This window comes from Actinomadura macra NBRC 14102 (assembly GCF_001552215.1).
In the GTDB taxonomy this organism is placed as follows: Bacteria; Actinomycetota; Actinomycetes; order Streptosporangiales; family Streptosporangiaceae; genus Spirillospora; species Spirillospora macra.
Genome location: NZ_BCQT01000009.1, coordinates 610,336 through 629,219 on the forward strand (window position 1 = coordinate 610,336; position 18,884 = coordinate 629,219).

The following is an 18,884-nucleotide window of genomic DNA, read 5'->3' on the forward strand; positions in this document are numbered from 1 at the left end:
GCGACATCGCATCGCGACCAGTCCGCGTGAGGCTCGTCTCCGGCTTCGCCTCACGCGGACTGGTAGCGCGCTCGCGTGACAAGTGCGGCCTTCGGGTGGATTGCGCGGGCCGGGGGCTACACGGCGATGGCGGACAGGATCGGCAGGCGCGCGGCACGGCGGGCCGGGCGGATCGCGGCGAGCGCGCCCGCCACCGCCCCGACCAGCGCGATCACCGTCACCTGGACGGGCTGGGGCGCGAACGGGTTGCCGATGGCGGTGCCGAGGCCCCAGCCGAGGAACAGGCCGAGGCCGAGGCCGCCGGCCGTGCCGAACAGCGCGACGATCACCGACTCCCAGCGGATCATCGATCTGATCTGCGGACGGGTCGCGCCGACCGCGCGGAGCAGGCCGAGTTCGCGGGTCCGTTCGTGGACCGACAGCGAGAGGGTGTTGGCGATGCCGAGCAGCGCGATGACGATCGCGAGGACCAGCATCCCGTACACGACGGCGATGAAGCCGTTCATGTCCTCGGTCTGGCGGGAGACGAACTCGTCCCGCGATTCCACCTCCGGGGCGCCGTACCGTACGGCCAGGGCGGTCAGGGCCTGCCGTGCGTCGGCGGCCGAGGCACCCGGTTTCAGGGTCACGAACGCCATGACGTCGAGCGGCTGCCGGGTATGGGCGTCCCAGACGGTGCGGGGCACCAGGTAGTCGCCGGTCAGGTCGGCGTTCTCGTAGACGGCGCCGACGGTGAGGGTCTGCCGGGCGCCGTCGGCGAACTGGACGCCGACGCTGGAGCCCGCGCGCCAGCCACGGTCGTCCGCGACCTTCTTCGAGACGGCGAAGGTGCCCGGGTCGGACAGGCTGCCCTGCGTCACGTCCAGGGCGAGGACGCGTCCCAGCGCGGACGGGTCGGCGACGCGGACGCTGGCGGTGCGCCCGTCCACTCGCATGTTGCCGTCGCCGATTCCGGCGACGCCGCCGATCTGTGGCAGCTTCGCCGCCTCGCCGGCGAGGGCGGTGCTGAACCCCGCGGTCTCGTTGCTGCCGCTGTCCACCACGATCGGACCCGTGAAGGACCCGGCGACGCCGTCTTCGAGGGACGCGCGCAGCGAGCCGATGAACACCGTCAGCAGGGTGACCACGCCGACGCCGATCATCAGCGCGGTGGCCGCCCCGGCGGTACGGGCGGGACTGCGGCCCGCGTTGTCGCGGGCGAGTCTGCCGGAGACGCCGCGCAGCCGCGCGGCGGGGCCGCCGGTGAGCGCGGCGACCGGGCGCGCCACGACCGGGCCGAGCACGACCATCGCGACGACGGTCAGCACCGCGCCCGCGGCGGCCATCGCCATCTGCTCGTTGACTGCGCCCAGCACGACCGTCCCGACCGCCACGGCGGCGAGCACCCCACCCACGATGACACGCGTGTCGGTCGGGCGGGACGACTCGGCCGCGACCTCGCGCAGCGCGGCCAGCGGCGGCACCCGCGAGGCCCGCAGCGCCGGGCCGAGCGCGGCGACGAGCGTCACCACCATCCCGACCGGCACGGCGATCAGGATCGAGGAGGTCGCGACCGTGAGCCCCTCCATCGCGATCCCGATCTTGAATTGGGTGAACAGTCGCCGCAGCAGCGCCGCGAAGCCGTAGCCGCCCGCGAGCCCGGCGAGGGTGGCGGCGGCGCCGACCACCAGCGCCTCGAAGCCGACGATCGTGACGACCTGCCGGCGGCCGGCGCCGAGCGCGCGCAGCAGCGCCGACTCGCGGGTGCGCTGCGCCATCGTGATCGCGAACGTGTTGTGGATGCTGAACGCCGCGACGAGCAGCGCCACGCCGCCGAACGCGCCGAGCACGATCCGGAAAACGCGCAGGAAGCCGCTCTCGACGAGGTCTATGCCCTCCTCGACCTGCGCCTCGCCGGTGACGGCCTCGGTCCCGGGCGCGAGGACGGGTGTGATCCGGGCGGCCAGCGCGTCCTGGCTCACGCCGTCGGCGGCGCGGATCCACACACCGGTGACGCGGTCCGAAGTCCGCGCGACGTACTTCTGGGCGCCTTCGAGGTTGAACGCCGTGAAGGACGTCTCGCCGAACGCGTCCTCGTCGCCGAACCTGCTGATCCCGACGACGGTGACGGGGACCCGGTCGGGGGTGAGGACCGCCGTCCGGTCGCCGACTTTCAGCTTGCCCTCGTCGGCGAACATCTTGTTGATGACGACCTCGTCGGGTGCGCGGGGGGCGCGTCCCTCGGCAAGCCGGTACGGGTTGAGCTTGGGGTCGTTGAGCCAGTTGCCGGCCGTCCGGGGGCCGCGCGACTGGATCGTCGTCCCGTCCTTCGCCAGCAGCTGACCCGAACCCTGGATGAACGGCTCCGCATTGGCGACGCCGTTCACCTTCTGCACCCGCTCCAAGACGGACGCGTCAATCTGCCCCCGCGCGCCCCACGGCTCGTCGCTGACGGTGGTGGAGTTGCGGATGCTGACGTCGGTGTCGCCATAGGCGCGCGAGAAGTATCCGCCGATGCTGGCCGCGAGCGTGTCGCCGAGGACGAGCGTTCCCGTCAGGAACGTGACGCCGAGAAAGACCGCGATCAGCGAGCCGGCCAGGCGCCGCTTGCGTCCCCAGAGTTCCTTGAAGACGAGGCCGATCATGACTGGTCTCCCAGCCCGCGCATCCGGTCCAGCACCCGGTCGGGCGTGGGCGCCTGCATGATGTCGACGATCCGCCCGTCGGCGAGGAAGACCACCGCGTCGGCGTGCCCCGCGGCGACCGGGTCGTGGGTGACCATCGCGACCGTCTGCCCCAGGTCGTCCACCGCTCCGCGCAGGAGGTCCAGTACTTCGGCACCGGTACGGGAGTCCAGGTTGCCGGTCGGCTCGTCCGCGAACACGATCTGCGGACGGGTGACCAGCGCGCGCGCCAGTGCCACTCTCTGCTGCTGCCCGCCCGACAGTTCGGACGGCCTGTGCGAGAGCCGCTCGCCCAGGTGCAGCACGCGGACGACCGTGGTGAACCATTCCTGGTCGGGGGCCGTCCCCGCCAGGGTCATCGGTAGCGTGATGTTGTCGCGCGCGGTGAGCGTCGGCAGCAGGTTGAACGCCTGGAACACGAACCCGATCCGCTCGCGCCGCAACCTGGTGAGCCGCCGGTCCGACAACACGCCGAGCTCTTGGTCGCCCACGTAGACCTTGCCGGACGTGGCGCCCTCCAGCCCCGCGACGCAATGCATCAGCGTGGACTTCCCGGCGCCGGACGGGCCCATGATGGCCGTGAACCGCCCGGCCGGGAACTCGACACTCACCTCGTCGAGCGCGCGCACCGCCATGTTCCCCGAGCCGTACACCTTGCTGAGGTGCACCGTCCGGGCGCCGCTGGGCATCCTCACCCGCGCGGAAGCACCGGCCGTGGCCGGGCCTGCCTCGTCATTGATCGACCGTCTTGCCTCTGCTGCGTTTCCCATGTTCGGGATCGTTGCGCCGGGACGTGCCGTCCGTCGTCGGGCCAGGAGATGCACCCGCGCTGCTCCCCGCGCGGCACGGCGGGCCTCCCGCCTACACCCGGTGCGGTACGCCGCTAAGGCCCGGGCGGTACGCCCCGGAACACGAACAGTGCCGTCCTGCCGTCCCGACGATCAATCAGACGCGTTGTCCGCTCAGGATCCGCAGGATCGACAGCCTTTTCCTCATCGTCACTGCCCGCTTCACCTGGCGATACCTCATTCACGACCGCGATCTCCAATCCGCCTCACAAGGGCTCTTGGGCCGCCGGATGCGACCAGACTGTGACCACCCGGTAGCGATCATGTTCCTGACACCTGCTCAGCCGCCCGCTCCGGCAGAATCCGCACCACCCTCGCCGCGGCCTCCCTGTGCACCACCTTCCGCACATGGGTGGACAGGTCCTGCGTGATAGCCGTGGACGAATGCGATCAACCGGCAGGCCACCGCGAAGGCGCCGGCCGATGGATGACACCTGGGTGATCGACGGGGGCGAATAGCCGCAAGGACACCCCGACACGCCCTGGCCCCTCACGGCGCACGAGAGACCAGCCAGCCGAGCCGGTGGTCCTGGCAGTCAAGGAGGGCAGATGTCAGTGTGATCAGTTGGCGCCCATACGCCCCTGCCGCAAGCTCGCATCTTTTGCAGTAATTCAAACGGCTCAGGGCATACGAGTAGCTGTCGGTAAAAGGCCGCTTTCAAGATCCAGGGGGTATTGACGACACTGAGTCCCTGGGCACGCGCGTAATGCCCGGCGCTGATGTCATCGATGACGATCGTCGCCCTGCAAAGATGCTGGTGATTACGGACACCGTAGATCGTTTCTGCTTCGCCGTAGTGCTGCCTTCCGAGCCGCTTCGTCCCCCCCAAGGCTCGCCTAGTGTCCTCAATCCCCTTGGCGTCAGCCATATCAAAGGAGTACGGCTCACCCAGGCCCTCCTCCAAAATTCGAAGCTGACCACACGGCAGATCGTCCGACAGCGCCCTCGTTTCCCACGCAACTCCGGCCGTCCAGCAGCCACGAAACTTCAGCGCCTGCATGAGCAGCGAGGATCGGCCGACGACCGCGAAATTGACGAGGGTAGAAGTGTCCAGGACGTAGGGGGTCACGGTGCGAACACCGGCTCCTCTCCAGCCAGGTCAGCACAAGGCGGCGTCAGGATGGTCTCGACTGGGACGTTGAACAAAGCAGCCAGGGGTCTCCCGCTGATCGTCCCCGCGTTGAATGCCTGCACAGCGTGCAGAGTCAGGGCGCTGGGTCTACGGGCACTGCTGTGTAGCACAGTCATCGCATAGTACTCGTCGATCCAACCTCCGAGGTCTGCCGCGCGAACTGTGGTCATCCTCAGGTATCGACGCGCGTCACCCTTGTTCAGGAGCCCGAGTTTGACCAACCTCCAGGCCAGCGCTGATGGGGAAACCAGGTAGGCCCCGACCGCGCGAGCAAAGCTCTCCTCGTCGACGTCGTGGTTGGCGAAGCGCTCCCGGACGCTCTGCTCAGGCATCAGCACAGCAGCAGCGAAGGCGTTGGCCCGTACCTCGATCCTGTGGCGAGGGCCTTCCCACGTCTGCATGACATCACGGTCGATTCTGGCGCCTTCAGCATCGACGCCGTCCCTGCTGAAGATGTGCCCGCACTCATGGGCGAGGGTGAAGCGCTGCCGACTCCACGATCGCTTGCTGTTGACCAGTACGAGTCGGAAGTCGTCAGCAACAAACGCGAGACCGTCGAGTGCATCATCGAACGGCTCGAAGGCGACGTGAATTCCGAAGACCTTCTCAACTGCGGTGGCCGGGTCTTTGCGCACTTCCTCAGGTTCCAAGTCTGCTTCGAACAGCATCTTGAAGGCCCGTCCAGCCAGGAGGGGTCCGGCAGCGATGGCGGGTTCGCTGTCGAGCGGCGGATCCGGCAGAGGCGGCAGGGGCGGCATCTCGACAAGGCGCCTGAGTGTGCTGTCCACCTCGGCGTACGTCCTGGCCCGGAGCAGGGCGTTTTCGATCGCAGGCTCGACGTCGACTGCGCCGTCGACGTGGCGGGCCGCCACAGCCTCCGTGTCTTCTTTTCCGCCTAGTAGCCAGTCGATGGTGGTGTTACCCAGGTCCGCTATGGAGACCAACTCGAAGGAGGTGAAGCGCCTTGCGCCGGCCAGCGACTTGGAGAGCTTGGTTGGATCGAGGTCCATCTTCTGCGCGAACTCAGCGTGGGACATCCTCGACTTGGCGAGTACCTGCCGCACCCTGTTGCGCACGATCTCTTCCAGGGTACTCATGCAGTGAGTATATGCAGGAGTTGCGAAAATCGCAATACTAATTTAGTTGACTAGAGAGTAAAAGAATCACGCAGAGTAAGCAAAGCCCTTATGGACACTAAGTCACGTAGGGCGACTATGCAGTCAAACAGCAATAGTTCACTTACCGCAGGAGAATCACGTCATTTCCCAACTAGGGGCAGCCAGGTTCAGCGAATCAGCCCAGTTCCAGAACTAGACCAGTTATCCACAGGCCGCATCCGGCCACCCTGCTGACGTCAAGGCTGTCCACCACACGCCCAGTGCCTCCCAATAATGGATCAGGGCCTCGCCTTTGCCGCCGAGCCAGCCAAGGCACCCGAGAGGGCCCGAACCCCACCGGAGGTGCGGGCGCCTCGTCATCTCCTAGAACGGCGGCTCGTCACACCACCCGTCGGCCTTGGCCAGGCTCACCGGCCCCGGGCAGTCGCACTGACCGCCGCCGTGCTGCTCCTGGCGGTGCTCTTCCGCCTCGTCCTTGGCCTGCTGGATGAGGTAGTCCTCCGGTCGAGGCCGGGCACCTCATGTAGGTCCCACTGGTTGCCGTACTCGTCCTCGACGATCACGCCTGCCCCCGTTCGCGCCGTTCGCGGTGAGCGCACGTATCGCGATGTCCGCCAGGTCGTCCGCGTGGAAGCCGGTGCAGTCGTCGGCCGCCCGCCGGAACGCCTGCAGCAGTCGCTCCTTCAACAACCGGCCGACCGCCGGAGCCTCCGCTCCTCCACCAGCGGGTGCCCGGCCAAGGTGGCGTACACCTGCGCCTGAGCCCAGTCGTGCTCGTCCGTGCCCACGACCAACAGCAGCTCGGCCATGCGCCGCTGCTCCATCCGGTGCAGCCGCCCGGTCAGCTCCTTCCTGTACAGCGCGTCGATCTCCTCCTGCGGCCCCTGGCAGTCCGCAGGCATCCACGTGCCGTCCAAGGTCTCGTCACCGCGGTACGCGCACACGCTGCCCACTAGCTAGGGCCCGGCTCGGACTTTCGCCAGCTCCTGGAAGCGTCGGCGTGTTTCGGCGTGGATCAGGATCGGATTCGTGAACTGAGCACTACCGTCGCCAGGGCAGTCATGGATTCCGGCACGAGCCTGCTGGCGCTTCTCGGCGCGCCTCGGCGCGCCGATCTGGCCGGAGCGCTCGCGCGCCCCGGTGACCTGGACTTTGCTGTGGTCGAGGGGCTACAGGCCAGCACCGATTCGGTGAACGAGCAGATCGGGAGCGTGTCGTTCGTCCGGCTGCACCTGGTTCAGGCTGCGGTCGTGGATGCCTGTCGGCAGCTGTTGCTGGGCGAGCAGGCTGCTCTGGTGCGGGCTCGTCTGCAGTTGGTCGCCGGTCGGGCGTTCGCGTTGGCCGCGCGGTTGGTGTTTGAGACCCGTGACGACGCCGCTGCGCTCGCGCTGTATGACGAGGCGGTCGCGGCGGTGGGGCGAGAACGGGCTTTCTCAGCGTGCGCTGATCCGTTCGAGCCAGACGATGGTGGCGTTCTACTCCACCGGCGATATCGAGCGGGCACGGCGGCTCGCGGACGCGCTGCTGTGCAGGATGCGCGGCGTGGCGAGAGCGTCCTGATGCGGGCACGGGCGCGCGCTCTTGAGGCGAAGATGGCCGCACGCGGAGACTCGCCTGAAAAAGCATGCTCAGGCGGCGTTGCATCTGGCGTGGCGGGACTTGGACGCCGACACCACCGGGGATCCGATGGGTGAGGCTTTCAGCAGGGATCGGCTGCGTGGCTTTGAGGGGGTCTGCGGGATCAATCTAGGGGAGGCCGAGGAGGCCGAGCGGCAATTGGCTAGAGCGGCCCGAGCGTTGGGGAGTTCACGCGAGAGCGTGCAACGGGGCATCGTTTTGACCGATCGCGCCGTGGCGCGTCTGCGCACGGATCAGCCAGGTGCTCCTGAAGCAGCGGCCGAGCAACACCACGAGTGTGTGGATCTCACTGCGGTGACTCGGGGGCGGGTTCCGGCTCAGCGTTTGCGCAGGCCTGGATGGAGCTGCGGCCTTGGCATGGTGAGTCGTTTGTCGCGGACTTGGACGACCATATCCCTAGTGCGTTGATAGGGAACTGAACGGTGAGGCGGACGGGGTCCTGCGCCGCCCGCCTCCCGTGTTGTCACGGCGCGGCGATCGGGTGCACCGCTTCTCGCGGAGCCAGTCCGTCACCAGCTCCCAGTAGCGGGCGCGGTTGCCGCCGGCGGCACGCCAGGCTTCCAGGCGGGCGAGGTGTCGGGCCCGCATCCATCGGGGCGTAGGGCGATGCGACCGGGTCCGACCAGACGGCGGTGGACCCGTATAGACCGCATGAACGGAGCATGGCGTTGAGTGGCCGAAACGAACCCGCATGGACCGGCATGGATCCGCATAGACCAGCAGTCAGACGCGTTGTCCAATTGTGATGTGGCCAACATACATGCAGGCTTGCTTGCTTGTATGTGTCGCTCGTACCGTCGAGGGGTGTCAGTCAGCAGCCGCCGACGTCGCCGCCACGACGGCGGCCGTCGTACGCAGGAGGAACGCCGGTCCCGCACGCAGGCCAGGCTCCTGGAGGCCACCATGGAGTGCCTGGTGGACCTCGGCTGGTCCGGGACGTCCACCACCGAGGTGGCCCGCCGCGCGGGCGTCTCGCGTGGCGCGCAGCAACACCACTACCCGACCAAGATGGTCCTGGTCGCCGCGGCCCTGGAACACCTCCTGGAGGCGCAGCGGCTGGCGTACGAGACGGCCTTCGCAGTGCTGCCGGAGGAGCGGCGCAACGTGGCGGGAGCACTCGACCTGCTCTGGGAGGTGTTCCGCGAGCCTCCGGCCAAGGCGCTGGTGGAACTGGCCGTGGCAGCGCGCACCGACGAGGAACTACGTCCGCTCTGCCGCGACCTGAACGAGCGGATCCTTCAGGTGATCCTGGAAACGTTCGAGCGGCTGTTCCCCGCGAACACACTGACACCCGACTTCACCGACACCATGCTGCGCGGCGTGTTCGCGATGTTCGTCGGGCTGTCGGTGCAGAACGCGCTGGACGATGACGCAAGCGGTCACCAGACGGCCGTGCTCCGCCAGATCAAGGACATCGCACGGCTGGTCGTCCCCGAGCCCGGCCAGCCCGCGGAGGAGACACCTCCCGCGGCCCGGGCGAGCGAGGACGCTGAAGCCCGGGCCACGGCCTGACACCGACGACGCGACGAGATCCCTGCCCCCATCCCCTACATCGAGAAGACGGGCGGCGACGCCGCCGGCACCACCCCCGAGGGAGTCCGACATGCCGAAAGCCCCCACCGAACTCGCCGACGAGGTCCGCGAGCAGGTCAAGGACGAGAAGTCCTACCTCGCCGTCATCGACCGCCTGAACAAGGCGTCGGTGGACAAGCACTGGGAGGCCTACGCCGACATCCCCTGGGACGACCCCGAGTTCACGGTCGACAAGAACGACCCGCGCTGGGTGCTGCCGCCGTTCGATCGTCTCGGCGAGACGGCCTGGTACCAGTCGCAGCCGCCGGAGGTCCAGTCGCAGATCGGGCTGTGGCGGGTGGCCACCGCGATGAAGATCGGACTGCAGTTCGAGAACCTGCTGAAGCGGGGGCTGCTCAACTACGCCTACCGGCTGCCGAACGGCCGGCCGGAGTTCCGCTACGTCTACCACGAGACGACCGAGGAATGTCATCACGGGATGATGTTCCAGGAGTTCGTGAACCGGACGAAGATGCCGATCCGCGGGATGCCGCGCTCGCTCAGCCTGATCGCGCAGGCGGCCCCGTGGATCCCGCTGATCAACACGGAGATGTTCTTCGTGTTCGTGCTCGGCGGCGAGGACCCGATCGACTACGTCCAGCGCAAGTCACTCAAGGGCGGGCACATCAAGCACCCGCTCGAAGAGACCATCATGAAGATTCACATCGCGGAGGAGGCCCGGCACATCTCCTTCGCCCGGCACTACCTCAAACACCGGGTGCCGGGCATGAACCCGCTGCGCCGCCGGATCCTCGGCGTCGCGACCCCGGTGGTACTCGGCGTGATGGCGCGGATCATGCTGTCCCCGCCCGGGCCGATGGTCCGGCACTTCGGCATCCCGAAGGACGTCGTCCGCGCGGCGTACAAGAGCGAGGCGTCCCAGGCGGAGATCTCCAACTCGGTCGGCAAGATCCGCGACCTGATGGCCGAGCTCGGCGTGATCAGCCCGGTCGGCCGGCAGGTCTGGAAGGCGTTCGGGATCTGGGACGAGCCGAGGACGCGTCGCTCGGTCGAGACGTCGTCGTCCAACGGCCGGGCCGCCTGAGCATGGCCGGCGCAGACACCCAGCATCGAGCACCGAGCGGAGCGCGCAGATGAGCATCGCGATCGTGACCGGAGGCGCCTCCGGCATCGGCCGGGCCATCGCCACGTCCCTGGTGGCACGCGGCGACACCGTCGTGGTCGCCGACATCAACGACGAGGGCGCCGGCACGGTCGCCGACCGGCTGAACTCCCTCGGCCGCGGCAAGGCGGCCGCCGCCCGCCTGGACGTCACCGACGCCGAGGCCGTCGCCGAACTGTACGCGGGCGTGCGGGACGAGCACGGACGGCTCGACCTCGTCTTCAACAACGCCGGCATCGCGATCGGCGGTCTGGCCGAGGAACTCACCCTCGACCACTGGAACCGTGCCATCGACATCAACCTCAAGGGCGTCGTGCACGGCGTCCACGCCGCCTACCCGATCATGCTGGAGCAGCGCGGGGGGCACATCGTCAACACCGCCTCGCTCGCCGGGCTCGTCCCGATGCCGGTCGGTATCCCCTACACCGCCACCAAGCACGCGGTGGTCGGCCTGTCCCTCGGGCTGCGCGCCGAAGCCGCCGGACGCGGCGTCCGGGTCAGCGTGGTCTGCCCCAGCTTCGTCGACACGCCGCTGTTGCACAACGTCAACCCCGACCTGCCCGAGACGCCGATGAGCGGCGACGCCACCGGCGACATCGCCAAGGCGTCACCGCGCCTCTACACGGCCGACAAGCTCGCGCGCGACGTCATGCGCGGCGTCGCACGCAACCAGGCGCTCATCGTCGCGCCCGCGCACGGCCGGGCCGCCTGGCGAGGTGTCCGGCTCAGTCCCGGCGGCGCCGTCCGCGTCGCGCAGATCGCGGTGAACCGTATCCGCTCCGGGACGTGACGGCTCATCCCGCGCAGGGCGCGGTCAGCCGGTACCTCTCCGCGGTCGGTCCGGCCGTGAAATCGGTGATCACCTTGATTCCGGTGAACTCGTGCTGGTCCGGCCGGGCGAACACCGTCTTGCGGAACGCCGAGGTGTTCGGGGACCCCGCGGAGTTCCCCGCCTCGGCGGGGAGCATGCCCTCATAGTCCACGAACCTGATCTCGCGGACCGCCCGGAGGAGCCCCTCGCGGGACAGGTTCTTGTCCTTGACCGCCTGCTGGAGGGCCGCCTTCAGCGGGTAAGAGAGCGCCCACCCCGAGACGAGTGCGTCGTCCGCCTGCGTCTGCCCGAGCGCCTGCCGCATCGCGGTGTGGCCGGGCGAGTCGGTCGCGAACGGCTTCCAGGGGCCGACCTGAAGGTAACGCTTCTTGATCGCGTTCGCCGCCGGGTGCCACAGCAGGTTCCTGGCCCAGGTCGGGTTGTTGCCGATGAAGCGGCCACCGAAGCCGCCCTCGTCCGCCTTGCCCATGATGGCCGCGGCGTCCGCGGGACCCGTGCTGAGCACGACCAGGTCCGGTTTGCGGGACAGGACGGCACGGACCGCGTTCTCCTGCGCCGCCGTCCCCTGCCCGGTCGGCACGTCCGTGAACGACAGCCCGCGCGCCTCCGCCGCGATGCGCGCACCGGCCGCCGCGTCCTCGCCGTAGTCGCCCGAGTAGTGGATCGCCATCACGCTCCTGGCCTGGTACTCGTCCGCGCCGTAGTCCACGGCGTTCATCGCCTCGAAGCAGTACGACGAACCCGACTCGACGATGGTGTCCTCGAACTCCCACCGGGACGTCCAGGAGACGGGCAGCGCGATCATCTTCCGCGCGCGCAGGTCGGCCAGGATCGCGTCGGTCTCGGGCGACCCGAGCGTCTGCGCCAGCGCCAGCACCTTGTCCTTGATCTCGTTGTAGGCGCCGACGTGCACGCGCGCCTCGTAATGGTTGTCACGGACGTAGGTCACCGCGTCGATGTCGTAGCCGCCGATGCCGCCCTGCCGGTTGACGCGGTCCCAGAAAGCGTGCTGCGCCCTGGTCACCGCCGTTCCGAGGCTCTTGAAGGGGCCGGTGGACAGGTCCGAGATGATGCCCAGGTAGATGCAGCCGTGCTCCTTGTTCACCGGGCGCGGGCAGGGCTCGCGGCTCACGCCCGACTCGGCGCCTCCACCGTCCGAACCGCCGCAACCCGCCGCCGAGACCGCCGCCAGCAGCACGGCGCCGGCGAGCAGGGACCTCAGCCTCGGCAGCTCACAGCGCACGGAGCCCATCGATCACTTCCTTGAGGAGGCGCGGGTCGGGCCGCCCGCCGCCGGCTCCGGCGGGCCGTCGCACGGTCACCAGCCCGCGGCGCAACAGGTCGCCCAGCAGCACGCGGATCACGCCGACCGGCAGTGCCATGTCGACGGCCAGGTCGGCGACCGACCGGGGCCGCAGGCACAGGTCGAGGATCAGCTCGTCCTCGGTGCCCAGCGTGCTCGGGTCGGGTATCGGCACCTCGGCGGTCCGGACGATCGCGATGAGGTCGAGGTCGGCGTCCGCCTGCCTGGTCCGCCCCCGGGCGACGGCGAACGGACGCAGCACGGGCCCGGCCATCTCGTCGACCCACAACTCCTCCGGCTCTCCGGGTTCGTCGGGCATCACTCACCGCCCGGCCCGGCGGGCGGCGTCTCCGGTTCGGCACCCGGGTCGGCCGGACCGATCCGGGCAGGGCCGGCGGCGTCCTCGCGGCCGCGCTGCCAGCCGCTCTGCATCCTCGACAGCATGCTGCGCGCGGCCTCCGGCGACCGCTCGGCCGGTTCCTGCTCACCGGACGGGTCGGGCGGGGCCTCCCTGAGCTGCGGTGCCAGGCTCGCCTGCCGCCGGCGCCTGGGCAACCCGTCCGCTCCGATCTCAGGTGCGCTTCGGGGCTGCCGCTCCGGCCCGCCGTCCCCTGCCCGGTCCTCCTCCCGGCGCGGTGGCGGGACCGCGAGCTGTGGCGGGACGGCAAGCGGCGACGTGGAGGCATACCGCGGTGTCAGCTGCGCCTGCTCCACCGCCGGCTCCACGGGGGTGCGGGACACCGCGACCAGCGGTCGGTACTCGCCTGACCCGCCCGCCCCCTCCGGGCCCGCTTCGACCACCAGCGCATGCGGGATCAGCACGATCGCGACGACGCCCCCGTACGCCGAGGAGCGCAGGGAGACCCTCATCCCGTGCCGGGCCGCGAGCCGGGCGACGACGAAGAGTCCGAGCTGGACCGAATCGTCGAGCTTCAGCTCGGGATCGCCGGACAGCAACTCGTTCAGCCGCGCGAGCTCATCACGCTCAAGTCCAAGCCCGCGGTCCTCGATCTCGATCGCGAAGCCGTGCGCGACCTCCCCGCCGGTCACCCGGATCCGCGTGTTCGGCGGGGAGAACGCGGCCGCGTTCTCGACGAGCTCGGCGATCAGGTGGATGGTGTCGGCCACGGCGCGGCCGAGCAACGCGGCCCGGCCCATCGGGACGACCTCCACCCGCGTGTAGTCCTCGATCTCCGACGCCGCGGCGCGCGCCACGTCCATCAGCCGGACGGGATGCCGCCAGGTCCGCCCGGACGGGCGGCCGGACAGGATGACCAGGCCCTCCGCGTGCCGTCGCATCCGCGTCGCCAGGTGGTCGAGTTCGAACAGCGCGGCCAGCGCGTCGGGGTCCTCGGTGCCGCGCTCCATCGCCTCCAGCCGCCCGAGCAGCCGCTGCAACAGGGACTGGTTGCGGCGGGCGAGGGTGACGAACACGTCGTTGAGGCGCTGGTGCGCGGCCGCCTCCCCGGCTGACGCGCGGATGACGGCGCGCCGGGCCTCGGCGAACGCCTCGTCGATCCGCCTGATCTCGGTGACGGTGAACACCGGCCCCTCTCGCGCGTCCCTGCGCGCGCCGCTGATCGCGGTCCCGTCCGGGGGCGTGGCGTCGTCCATCAGCCCGTCCGCCGGCGCGGGAGCGATGGCAGGCGGGGCCTCGCCCGCGGGGAGAGGCTGCCCTCGTCGCACCAGCTCGCTGATCAGCGGCAGCCGGTCGCGGGTGAACACGGTGACGGTCTCGGCCATGTCGCGGCTCTCGCTGATCAGCCGCCGCCCCATCTGGACGGCGACGACGACGGCGGCCACGACGGCGAGCAGCCCGACACCGCCCGCGAGGAAGAGCCGCAGCAGGACCGAGTCCGCCTGCTGCGCGCCGCGCTCGGCGGTGGCCGAGCGGATAGTGGAGGAGAGGCTCGCGAACTGCGCGTTCACACTCTCGGTGGAGGTGTGCCAGGCGCCGATGTCCACCAGGGGACGCCCCTCGGTGGCGCCCGCCTGCATAAGGCGTTCCTCCAGCCTCCGGAACAGGGTGAACTCGGGACTGGCGACGATCGCGTCGTACTGGACACGGTCGGCTCCCGACAGGGAGCGGATCGAGTCGTCGTACAGGAAGGTGCGCGCCCCGGCGAACTGCACCAGCCGCAGATGTTCGGCATCGCTGATCTTGCGGGCCGCGAGTGCGCCGGTGACCAGCGCGTCCTCCCGGGAGAGATTCTCGCGAGCGCGTTCCAGGCCGATGAGCAGCCGCGTGTCGCGGACGATGCGCTCGTCGGCGGAGCGGGGCTCCTCGTAGATCTCGGCGGCCCGGTCGATGAACGCCGTGTACCTGCCCAGCGTCTCCGCGCGGTCGATGAGCCCCTGGTCGATCGAGCGGCGCACGCTCTCGACCTCGCCCAGCGACTCGGCCAGGTCGACCATCCGGCGCCGGGTCTCGGGGGTCGCCGCGCCACGGATGGACGAGTCGGCGGCCGCCTTGCGGAACGCCGTCCGGGTCCGGTCGGTGCGCGCCCGCTGGGCGTCGAAGCCTGACCGGCCGATCGTGGCCTCGTCTCCCAGGTAGGACAGGGACATGCGGCGCTCGTCCTGCAATGCGGCGATCATGGCGTCGGTGGGCTTGATGACCTTGTCGGTGAAGGTCTGCGCCCTGGTCTGCCGGAGACTGTCGCCCAGTGTCGTCGCCGCCGCGTACACCCACAGCACGACCAGTGCCGCGATCGGCGGGACAAGCAGTAAGACGATCCTCGTTTTGACCGACTGTGTCCGCCGGACCATCACGCCTCCCCGCCGCATCCGCAACGCAACCTCGGCCGCCCCCTGGGATGCAGCTCACCGTTCGCCGCACCGTAGCCGGACCGACGCCAAATGTTCGTCTGATCTGTCTCGAAAACTTCGATTGTTACGGTGGCGTTATAGCTGCTATTCTCGACCTCCAATGCAGGAAATAGCGTGATGACCTGCGTACGGCACGCGAGAGTTCTGGCGCCGAGCGCGTCAAACACCGGCACCACCGCTAACCGCCCGAGCCGCTCTCGGGAACCTTCGGATAGTGCAGGTCGAACGCCGGCCTTTCGGAGCGGATCCGCGGAATCGACGTGAAGTTGTGCCTCGGCGGAGGGCAGGACGTCGCCCATTCGAGAGAATTGCCGTACCCCCAAGGATCGTCGGCCTCGACACGAACACCACGCCGGGCCGTCCGGTACACGTTGTAGAAGAAGAACAGGGTCGAGACCCCGAGGATCAGCGCCCCGGCACTGGAGACGCGGTTCAGCACCGTGAACTCGTCGGGATAGTCCGCGTAGCGGCGCGGCATCCCTTGGGCGCCCAGCCAGTGCTGGACGAGGAACGTCGTGTGGAAACCGATGAACAGGAACCAGAAATGCACCTTCCCCCACGTCTCGTCCAGCATCTTCCCGGTCATCTTCGGCCACCAGAAGTAGAAGCCCGAGAACATCGCGAACACGACGGTCCCGAAGACGACGTAGTGGAAATGCGCCACCACGAAATAGGAGTCCTGTACATGAAAGTCCAGCGGCGGTGACGCCAGGATCACCCCGGTGAGCCCGCCGAAGAGGAACGTCACCAGAAAACCGACCGCGAACAGCATCGGCGTCTCGAAACTGAGCGACCCCCGCCACATCGTGCCGACCCAGTTGAAGAACTTCACTCCCGTCGGCACGGCGATGAGGAACGACATGAACGAGAAGAACGGCAGCAGCACCTGACCGGTGGTGAACATGTGGTGTGCCCACACCGTCATCGACAGCCCCGCGATCAGGAGTGTCGCCCCGACCATCCCGAAATAGCCGAACAGCGGCTTGCGGCTGAACACCGGGATGACCTCGGTGACGATCCCGAAGAACGGCAGCGCGATGATGTACACCTCGGGGTGCCCGAAGAACCAGAACAGATGTTGCCAGGTCAGCGCTCCCCCGGCCGCCGCGTCGAACACGTGTGAGCCGAACCGCCGGTCCGACTCCAGCGCCAGCAGCGCCGCCGCCAGGACGGGGAACGCCATCAGGACCAGCAGGCTCGTCAGAAAGATGTTCCAGGTGAAGATCGGCATTCGGAAAATCGTCATTCCCGGCGCCCGCATCCCGATGATCGTGGTGATGAAATTGACGCCCCCGAGGATCGTCCCGAAACCGGACAGCGCCAGTCCCATGATCCACAAATCGGCGCCGACGCCCGGCGACCTGATCTGGCTGGTCAGCGGAGCATAGGCCGTCCAGCCAAAGCTCGCGGCACCGCCCGGCGAGATGAACGCGGCGAACACGATCAGCCCACCGAGCAGGAACAGCCAATAGCTGAGCATGTTCAACCTCGGGAACGCAACGTCCGGCGACCCGATCTGAAGCGGCATGATGACGTTCGCGAAACCGACGAACAATGGCGTCGCGAACAGCAGCAGCATCACCGTCCCGTGCATCGTGAACAGCTGGTTGAACTGCTCGTTGCTCACCAGCTGCCGTCCGGGTGAGGCCAGCTCGCCGCGGATGACCACCGCCATCAGCCCGGCGAGCAGGAAGAAGCCGAACGACGTGATCAGGTACAGGTGTCCGATCACCTTGTGGTCCGTGCTGGTCAGCCAGGACACCAGAACCGAGCCCCGGGGGCGCCGCGCGGCGGACGCCTCCGGGAGTGGACGGCCGAGAAGGACCATGCCGGTCTCCCTGGGTACGGGGGTGCCCCCCAACTATTCGCCCGTGCCCAGAGGGACGCAAGGCATCACAGTAGGCTGGGAAGTGTGGAGCGCATACTGGTCAGCTCTTGCCTGATGGGAAGGCCCGTCCGATACGACGGCGGCGCCAAGCCCGTGGGTGACGACCTGTTCGAACGCTGGCGCACCGAAGGCCGCCTCGTCCCATTCTGCCCCGAAGTCGCCGGTGGCCTTCCCGTCCCGCGCCCACCCGCCGAGATCGTCGAGTCCCGCGTCCTCACCAGCGCCGGCCAGGACGTAACAGAAGCCTTCCTCCGAGGCGCACACCTCGCACTGGAGACCGCACAGCGCACCGGCGCCCGTCTCGCCCTTCTAAAGGAGGGAAGCCCTTCCTGTGGCAGCACCCGTATCCACGACGGCACGTTCACCGGCCGCAAGACCGGAGGCCAAGGACTCACCGCAGCCCTTCTGCAAAGGTCAGGTATCCGCGTCTTCCCCGAGACCGACCTCGCCGCCGTCGAGGCCCTGCTGCGCGAATGGGAGTCCCGCTGAGGCGACCTGCTCGCCGGTCAGGGCCTGGACGGGCAGGGGGTGCGCGGCTTCGGCGCGCAGTCCGTCCAGATAGAAGGCCAGGCAACGGCGCCACGCATCTGGGGCGACGTCCATGGACTCGCGGATGACCTGGGACATCGCCCACATCAGCGTGACGAAGTCCTGAACTTCGAAGTCGCCGCGCAGCCGCCCGGACTCCTTGGCCCGCTCGATGATCTCCGCCACATGCACGGCCCCGCGACCGCACGCATTGTTGACCTCTGACGCCGCCGGGAAACGCCGGACCAGGATCTCGTTGAGCCCACGATCCTCGGCCTGAAGGGCGAACAGGCCCTCGATGAAGGCGACGAACCCGTCCCACGGATCAGGGGCCGCCTTCGCCGACTCGTAGACGCGATCCAGCGCGGCCAGGCGGGCCGGGAAGATCGCGTCGAAGAGATCCTGACGCGTGGGGAAGTGGTTGTACAGCGTCCCGATACTGACCCCTGCCCGGCGCGCGACCTCCTCCAACGGCGCATCCAGCCCACGCCGGCCGAAGACCGCGGCGCCCGCCACGACCAGCTTGTCTCGATTGCGCGCCGCGTCGGCTCTCGGTCTGCTCTTCCCGGACATACCTCCATCCTACGAAATTGAGGACACCCTCAAGTTCTGTGCTAATTTGAGGGTACCCTCAATTTATTGGAGTCACCATGACCGCGACGACCATCGTCATCGGTGCCGGCCCTGGACTCGGCATGTCCATCGCGCACCGTTTCGGCCGTGAAGGGCACCGCATCGCCCTGGTCTCCCGCAACGGGGCCCGTCATTCCGGCTACATCTCGGCCCTCGCCGACGCGGGCATCGAAGCCACATCCCACCCTGCCGACGTCCGCGACCGCACGGCCCTGCGCTCCACTCTGGACGCCATCGCCGCCCAGCGCACCGTCGACGTCGTCTATTACGGCCCTGGCGCGGCCGACCCGGACGCCCGCCCGGTCCCCATCACCTCGACGGACGTGCCCGCTGCTGAGGAAGCCATGAGCTGGGTGTATCCCGCACTCGACACTGTCGGCGCCGTCCTGCCGGGAATGCTGGAACGCGGTCGCGGCGGGCTGCTCTTCGCCGGCGGGCTGAGCTCTGTCGTCCCGATCCCCGCCATCGGCAGCTACGCGATCTCATCCGCCGCCCTGCGCAACTATGCCCTCACCCTGAACGCCGCTCTGGCCGATCAGGGCATCTACGCGGGAACACTGACCATCGGTGGCCTCATCGAACGCGGCGACATCCACCGCCTGTTCACATCCCAACAGACCGATCTGTCGGGCCTCGCTGTCGGAACGCTCGACCCAGACAAAATCGCAGAAGCGGCCTGGGGCCTCTACACGGACCAGGCCAGCCCCGAAGCAACCTTCAACGCTCTCGGATAACGCGCACTCCGCACAAATAGGAAAGGGCCCCGCCGTGACGGC

The 18,884-nt window shown here is 68.7% G+C and carries 17 protein-coding genes; 6 read left to right on the top strand and 11 right to left on the bottom strand.

What is annotated here, in order from left to right; translation table 11 throughout:
* Positions 1-116 precede the first annotated feature (116 nt).
* The 5 genes from AMA02S_RS16580 to AMA02S_RS16600 form a co-directional block, all read right to left on the bottom strand.
* Positions 117-2,624: an ABC transporter permease gene (locus AMA02S_RS16580; protein ID WP_067458822.1), complete on the bottom strand. Its 2,508-nt coding sequence runs from the start codon at positions 2,622-2,624 to the stop codon at positions 117-119.
* Positions 2,621-3,433 carry an ABC transporter ATP-binding protein gene (locus AMA02S_RS16585; RefSeq protein WP_084265201.1) on the bottom strand — a complete coding sequence of 271 codons (813 nt, stop codon included), beginning with the start codon at positions 3,431-3,433 and terminating at the stop codon, positions 2,621-2,623. Before AMA02S_RS16585 ends, AMA02S_RS16580 begins: the two co-directional genes overlap by 4 nt.
* Positions 3,434-4,047: 614 nt before the next feature.
* Complete coding sequence (locus AMA02S_RS16590; RefSeq protein WP_067458828.1) at positions 4,048-4,581, bottom strand: hypothetical protein; 534 nt, start codon at positions 4,579-4,581, stop codon at positions 4,048-4,050.
* Complete coding sequence (locus AMA02S_RS16595) at positions 4,578-5,741, bottom strand: helix-turn-helix domain-containing protein (RefSeq protein ID WP_067458831.1); 1,164 nt, start codon at positions 5,739-5,741, stop codon at positions 4,578-4,580. The genes AMA02S_RS16590 and AMA02S_RS16595 overlap by 4 nt, the downstream gene beginning before the upstream one ends.
* 704 nt (positions 5,742-6,445) lie before the next feature.
* On the bottom strand, positions 6,446-6,706 hold the full coding sequence (locus tag AMA02S_RS16600) for a hypothetical protein (protein ID WP_157430616.1): 261 nt from the start codon (positions 6,704-6,706) through the stop codon (positions 6,446-6,448).
* A gap of 66 nt (positions 6,707-6,772) precedes the next feature.
* On the opposite strand from AMA02S_RS16600, the gene AMA02S_RS41795 reads away from it, so the two are divergent.
* Positions 6,773-7,456 (top strand): hypothetical protein, encoded by a 684-nt coding sequence (locus tag AMA02S_RS41795; protein WP_157430617.1) that lies wholly within the window; start codon positions 6,773-6,775, stop codon positions 7,454-7,456.
* A 340-nt stretch (positions 7,457-7,796) separates the two neighbouring features.
* On the opposite strand, the gene AMA02S_RS41800 is transcribed toward AMA02S_RS41795, so the two are convergent.
* Positions 7,797-7,988: a hypothetical protein gene (locus AMA02S_RS41800; RefSeq protein WP_157430618.1), complete on the bottom strand. Its 192-nt coding sequence runs from the start codon at positions 7,986-7,988 to the stop codon at positions 7,797-7,799.
* Between the two features lie 216 nt (positions 7,989-8,204).
* Between AMA02S_RS41800 and AMA02S_RS16605 the strand changes: the two genes are divergently transcribed.
* The 3 genes from AMA02S_RS16605 to AMA02S_RS16615 all read left to right on the top strand — a co-directional run bounded on the left by AMA02S_RS16605 (position 8,205) and on the right by AMA02S_RS16615 (position 10,885).
* Complete coding sequence (locus tag AMA02S_RS16605) at positions 8,205-8,912, top strand: TetR/AcrR family transcriptional regulator (RefSeq protein WP_245667578.1); 708 nt, start codon at positions 8,205-8,207, stop codon at positions 8,910-8,912.
* A gap of 91 nt (positions 8,913-9,003) precedes the next feature.
* A complete protein-coding gene (locus AMA02S_RS16610; protein ID WP_067458840.1) occupies positions 9,004-10,017 on the top strand; it encodes an AurF N-oxygenase family protein in 1,014 nt (337 codons plus the stop codon).
* Between the two features lie 49 nt (positions 10,018-10,066).
* Positions 10,067-10,885 (top strand): SDR family oxidoreductase, encoded by an 819-nt coding sequence (locus tag AMA02S_RS16615; RefSeq protein ID WP_067458843.1) that lies wholly within the window; start codon positions 10,067-10,069, stop codon positions 10,883-10,885.
* 4 nt (positions 10,886-10,889) lie between these two features.
* Here the strand turns inward: AMA02S_RS16615 and AMA02S_RS16620 are convergent, their stop codons facing one another.
* The 4 genes from AMA02S_RS16620 to ctaD form a co-directional block, all read right to left on the bottom strand.
* Complete coding sequence (locus tag AMA02S_RS16620) at positions 10,890-12,179, bottom strand: ABC transporter substrate-binding protein (protein ID WP_067458846.1); 1,290 nt, start codon at positions 12,177-12,179, stop codon at positions 10,890-10,892.
* Positions 12,160-12,549 (bottom strand): DUF742 domain-containing protein, encoded by a 390-nt coding sequence (locus AMA02S_RS16625; RefSeq protein WP_067458849.1) that lies wholly within the window; start codon positions 12,547-12,549, stop codon positions 12,160-12,162. Before AMA02S_RS16625 ends, AMA02S_RS16620 begins: the two co-directional genes overlap by 20 nt.
* Entirely contained in the window at positions 12,549-14,999 is a 2,451-nt protein-coding gene (locus tag AMA02S_RS16630) for a nitrate- and nitrite sensing domain-containing protein (protein WP_067458852.1), read from the bottom strand. Before AMA02S_RS16630 ends, AMA02S_RS16625 begins: the two co-directional genes overlap by 1 nt.
* 238 nt (positions 15,000-15,237) lie before the next feature.
* Positions 15,238-16,887 (bottom strand): aa3-type cytochrome oxidase subunit I, encoded by a 1,650-nt coding sequence (ctaD, locus tag AMA02S_RS16635; protein ID WP_067458855.1) that lies wholly within the window; start codon positions 16,885-16,887, stop codon positions 15,238-15,240.
* A gap of 84 nt (positions 16,888-16,971) precedes the next feature.
* Here ctaD and AMA02S_RS16640 point away from each other — a divergent pair, with 84 nt between their 5' ends.
* Positions 16,972-17,436 carry a 2-thiouracil desulfurase family protein gene (locus tag AMA02S_RS16640; RefSeq protein ID WP_084265203.1) on the top strand — a complete coding sequence of 155 codons (465 nt, stop codon included), beginning with the start codon at positions 16,972-16,974 and terminating at the stop codon, positions 17,434-17,436.
* Here the strand turns inward: AMA02S_RS16640 and AMA02S_RS16645 are convergent.
* Entirely contained in the window at positions 17,362-18,048 is a 687-nt protein-coding gene (locus tag AMA02S_RS16645; protein ID WP_067458861.1) for a TetR/AcrR family transcriptional regulator, read from the bottom strand. The genes AMA02S_RS16640 and AMA02S_RS16645 overlap by 75 nt on opposite strands.
* A 77-nt stretch (positions 18,049-18,125) precedes the next feature.
* Between AMA02S_RS16645 and AMA02S_RS16650 the strand changes: the two genes are divergently transcribed.
* Positions 18,126-18,842, top strand: coding sequence for an SDR family NAD(P)-dependent oxidoreductase (locus AMA02S_RS16650; RefSeq protein WP_067458864.1), 717 nt, complete (start codon positions 18,126-18,128; stop codon positions 18,840-18,842).
* Positions 18,843-18,884 lie beyond the last annotated feature (42 nt).

Coding starts and splice junctions, on each gene's coding strand:
- AMA02S_RS16580 (WP_067458822.1), bottom strand. CDS start 2,624: ATGATCGGCCTCGTCTTCAAGGAACTCTGGGGACGCAAGCGGCGCCTG.
- AMA02S_RS16585 (WP_084265201.1), bottom strand. CDS start 3,433: ATGGGAAACGCAGCAGAGGCAAGACGGTCGATCAATGACGAGGCAGGC.
- AMA02S_RS16595 (WP_067458831.1), bottom strand. CDS start 5,741: ATGAGTACCCTGGAAGAGATCGTGCGCAACAGGGTGCGGCAGGTACTC.
- AMA02S_RS41800 (WP_157430618.1), bottom strand. CDS start 7,988: ATGCGGGCCCGACACCTCGCCCGCCTGGAAGCCTGGCGTGCCGCCGGC.
- AMA02S_RS16610 (WP_067458840.1), top strand. CDS start 9,004: ATGCCGAAAGCCCCCACCGAACTCGCCGACGAGGTCCGCGAGCAGGTC.
- AMA02S_RS16615 (WP_067458843.1), top strand. CDS start 10,067: ATGAGCATCGCGATCGTGACCGGAGGCGCCTCCGGCATCGGCCGGGCC.
- AMA02S_RS16620 (WP_067458846.1), bottom strand. CDS start 12,179: ATGGGCTCCGTGCGCTGTGAGCTGCCGAGGCTGAGGTCCCTGCTCGCC.
- AMA02S_RS16625 (WP_067458849.1), bottom strand. CDS start 12,549: ATGCCCGACGAACCCGGAGAGCCGGAGGAGTTGTGGGTCGACGAGATG.
- AMA02S_RS16630 (WP_067458852.1), bottom strand. CDS start 14,999: ATGGTCCGGCGGACACAGTCGGTCAAAACGAGGATCGTCTTACTGCTT.
- ctaD (WP_067458855.1), bottom strand. CDS start 16,887: ATGGTCCTTCTCGGCCGTCCACTCCCGGAGGCGTCCGCCGCGCGGCGC.
- AMA02S_RS16645 (WP_067458861.1), bottom strand. CDS start 18,048: ATGTCCGGGAAGAGCAGACCGAGAGCCGACGCGGCGCGCAATCGAGAC.
- AMA02S_RS16650 (WP_067458864.1), top strand. CDS start 18,126: ATGACCGCGACGACCATCGTCATCGGTGCCGGCCCTGGACTCGGCATG.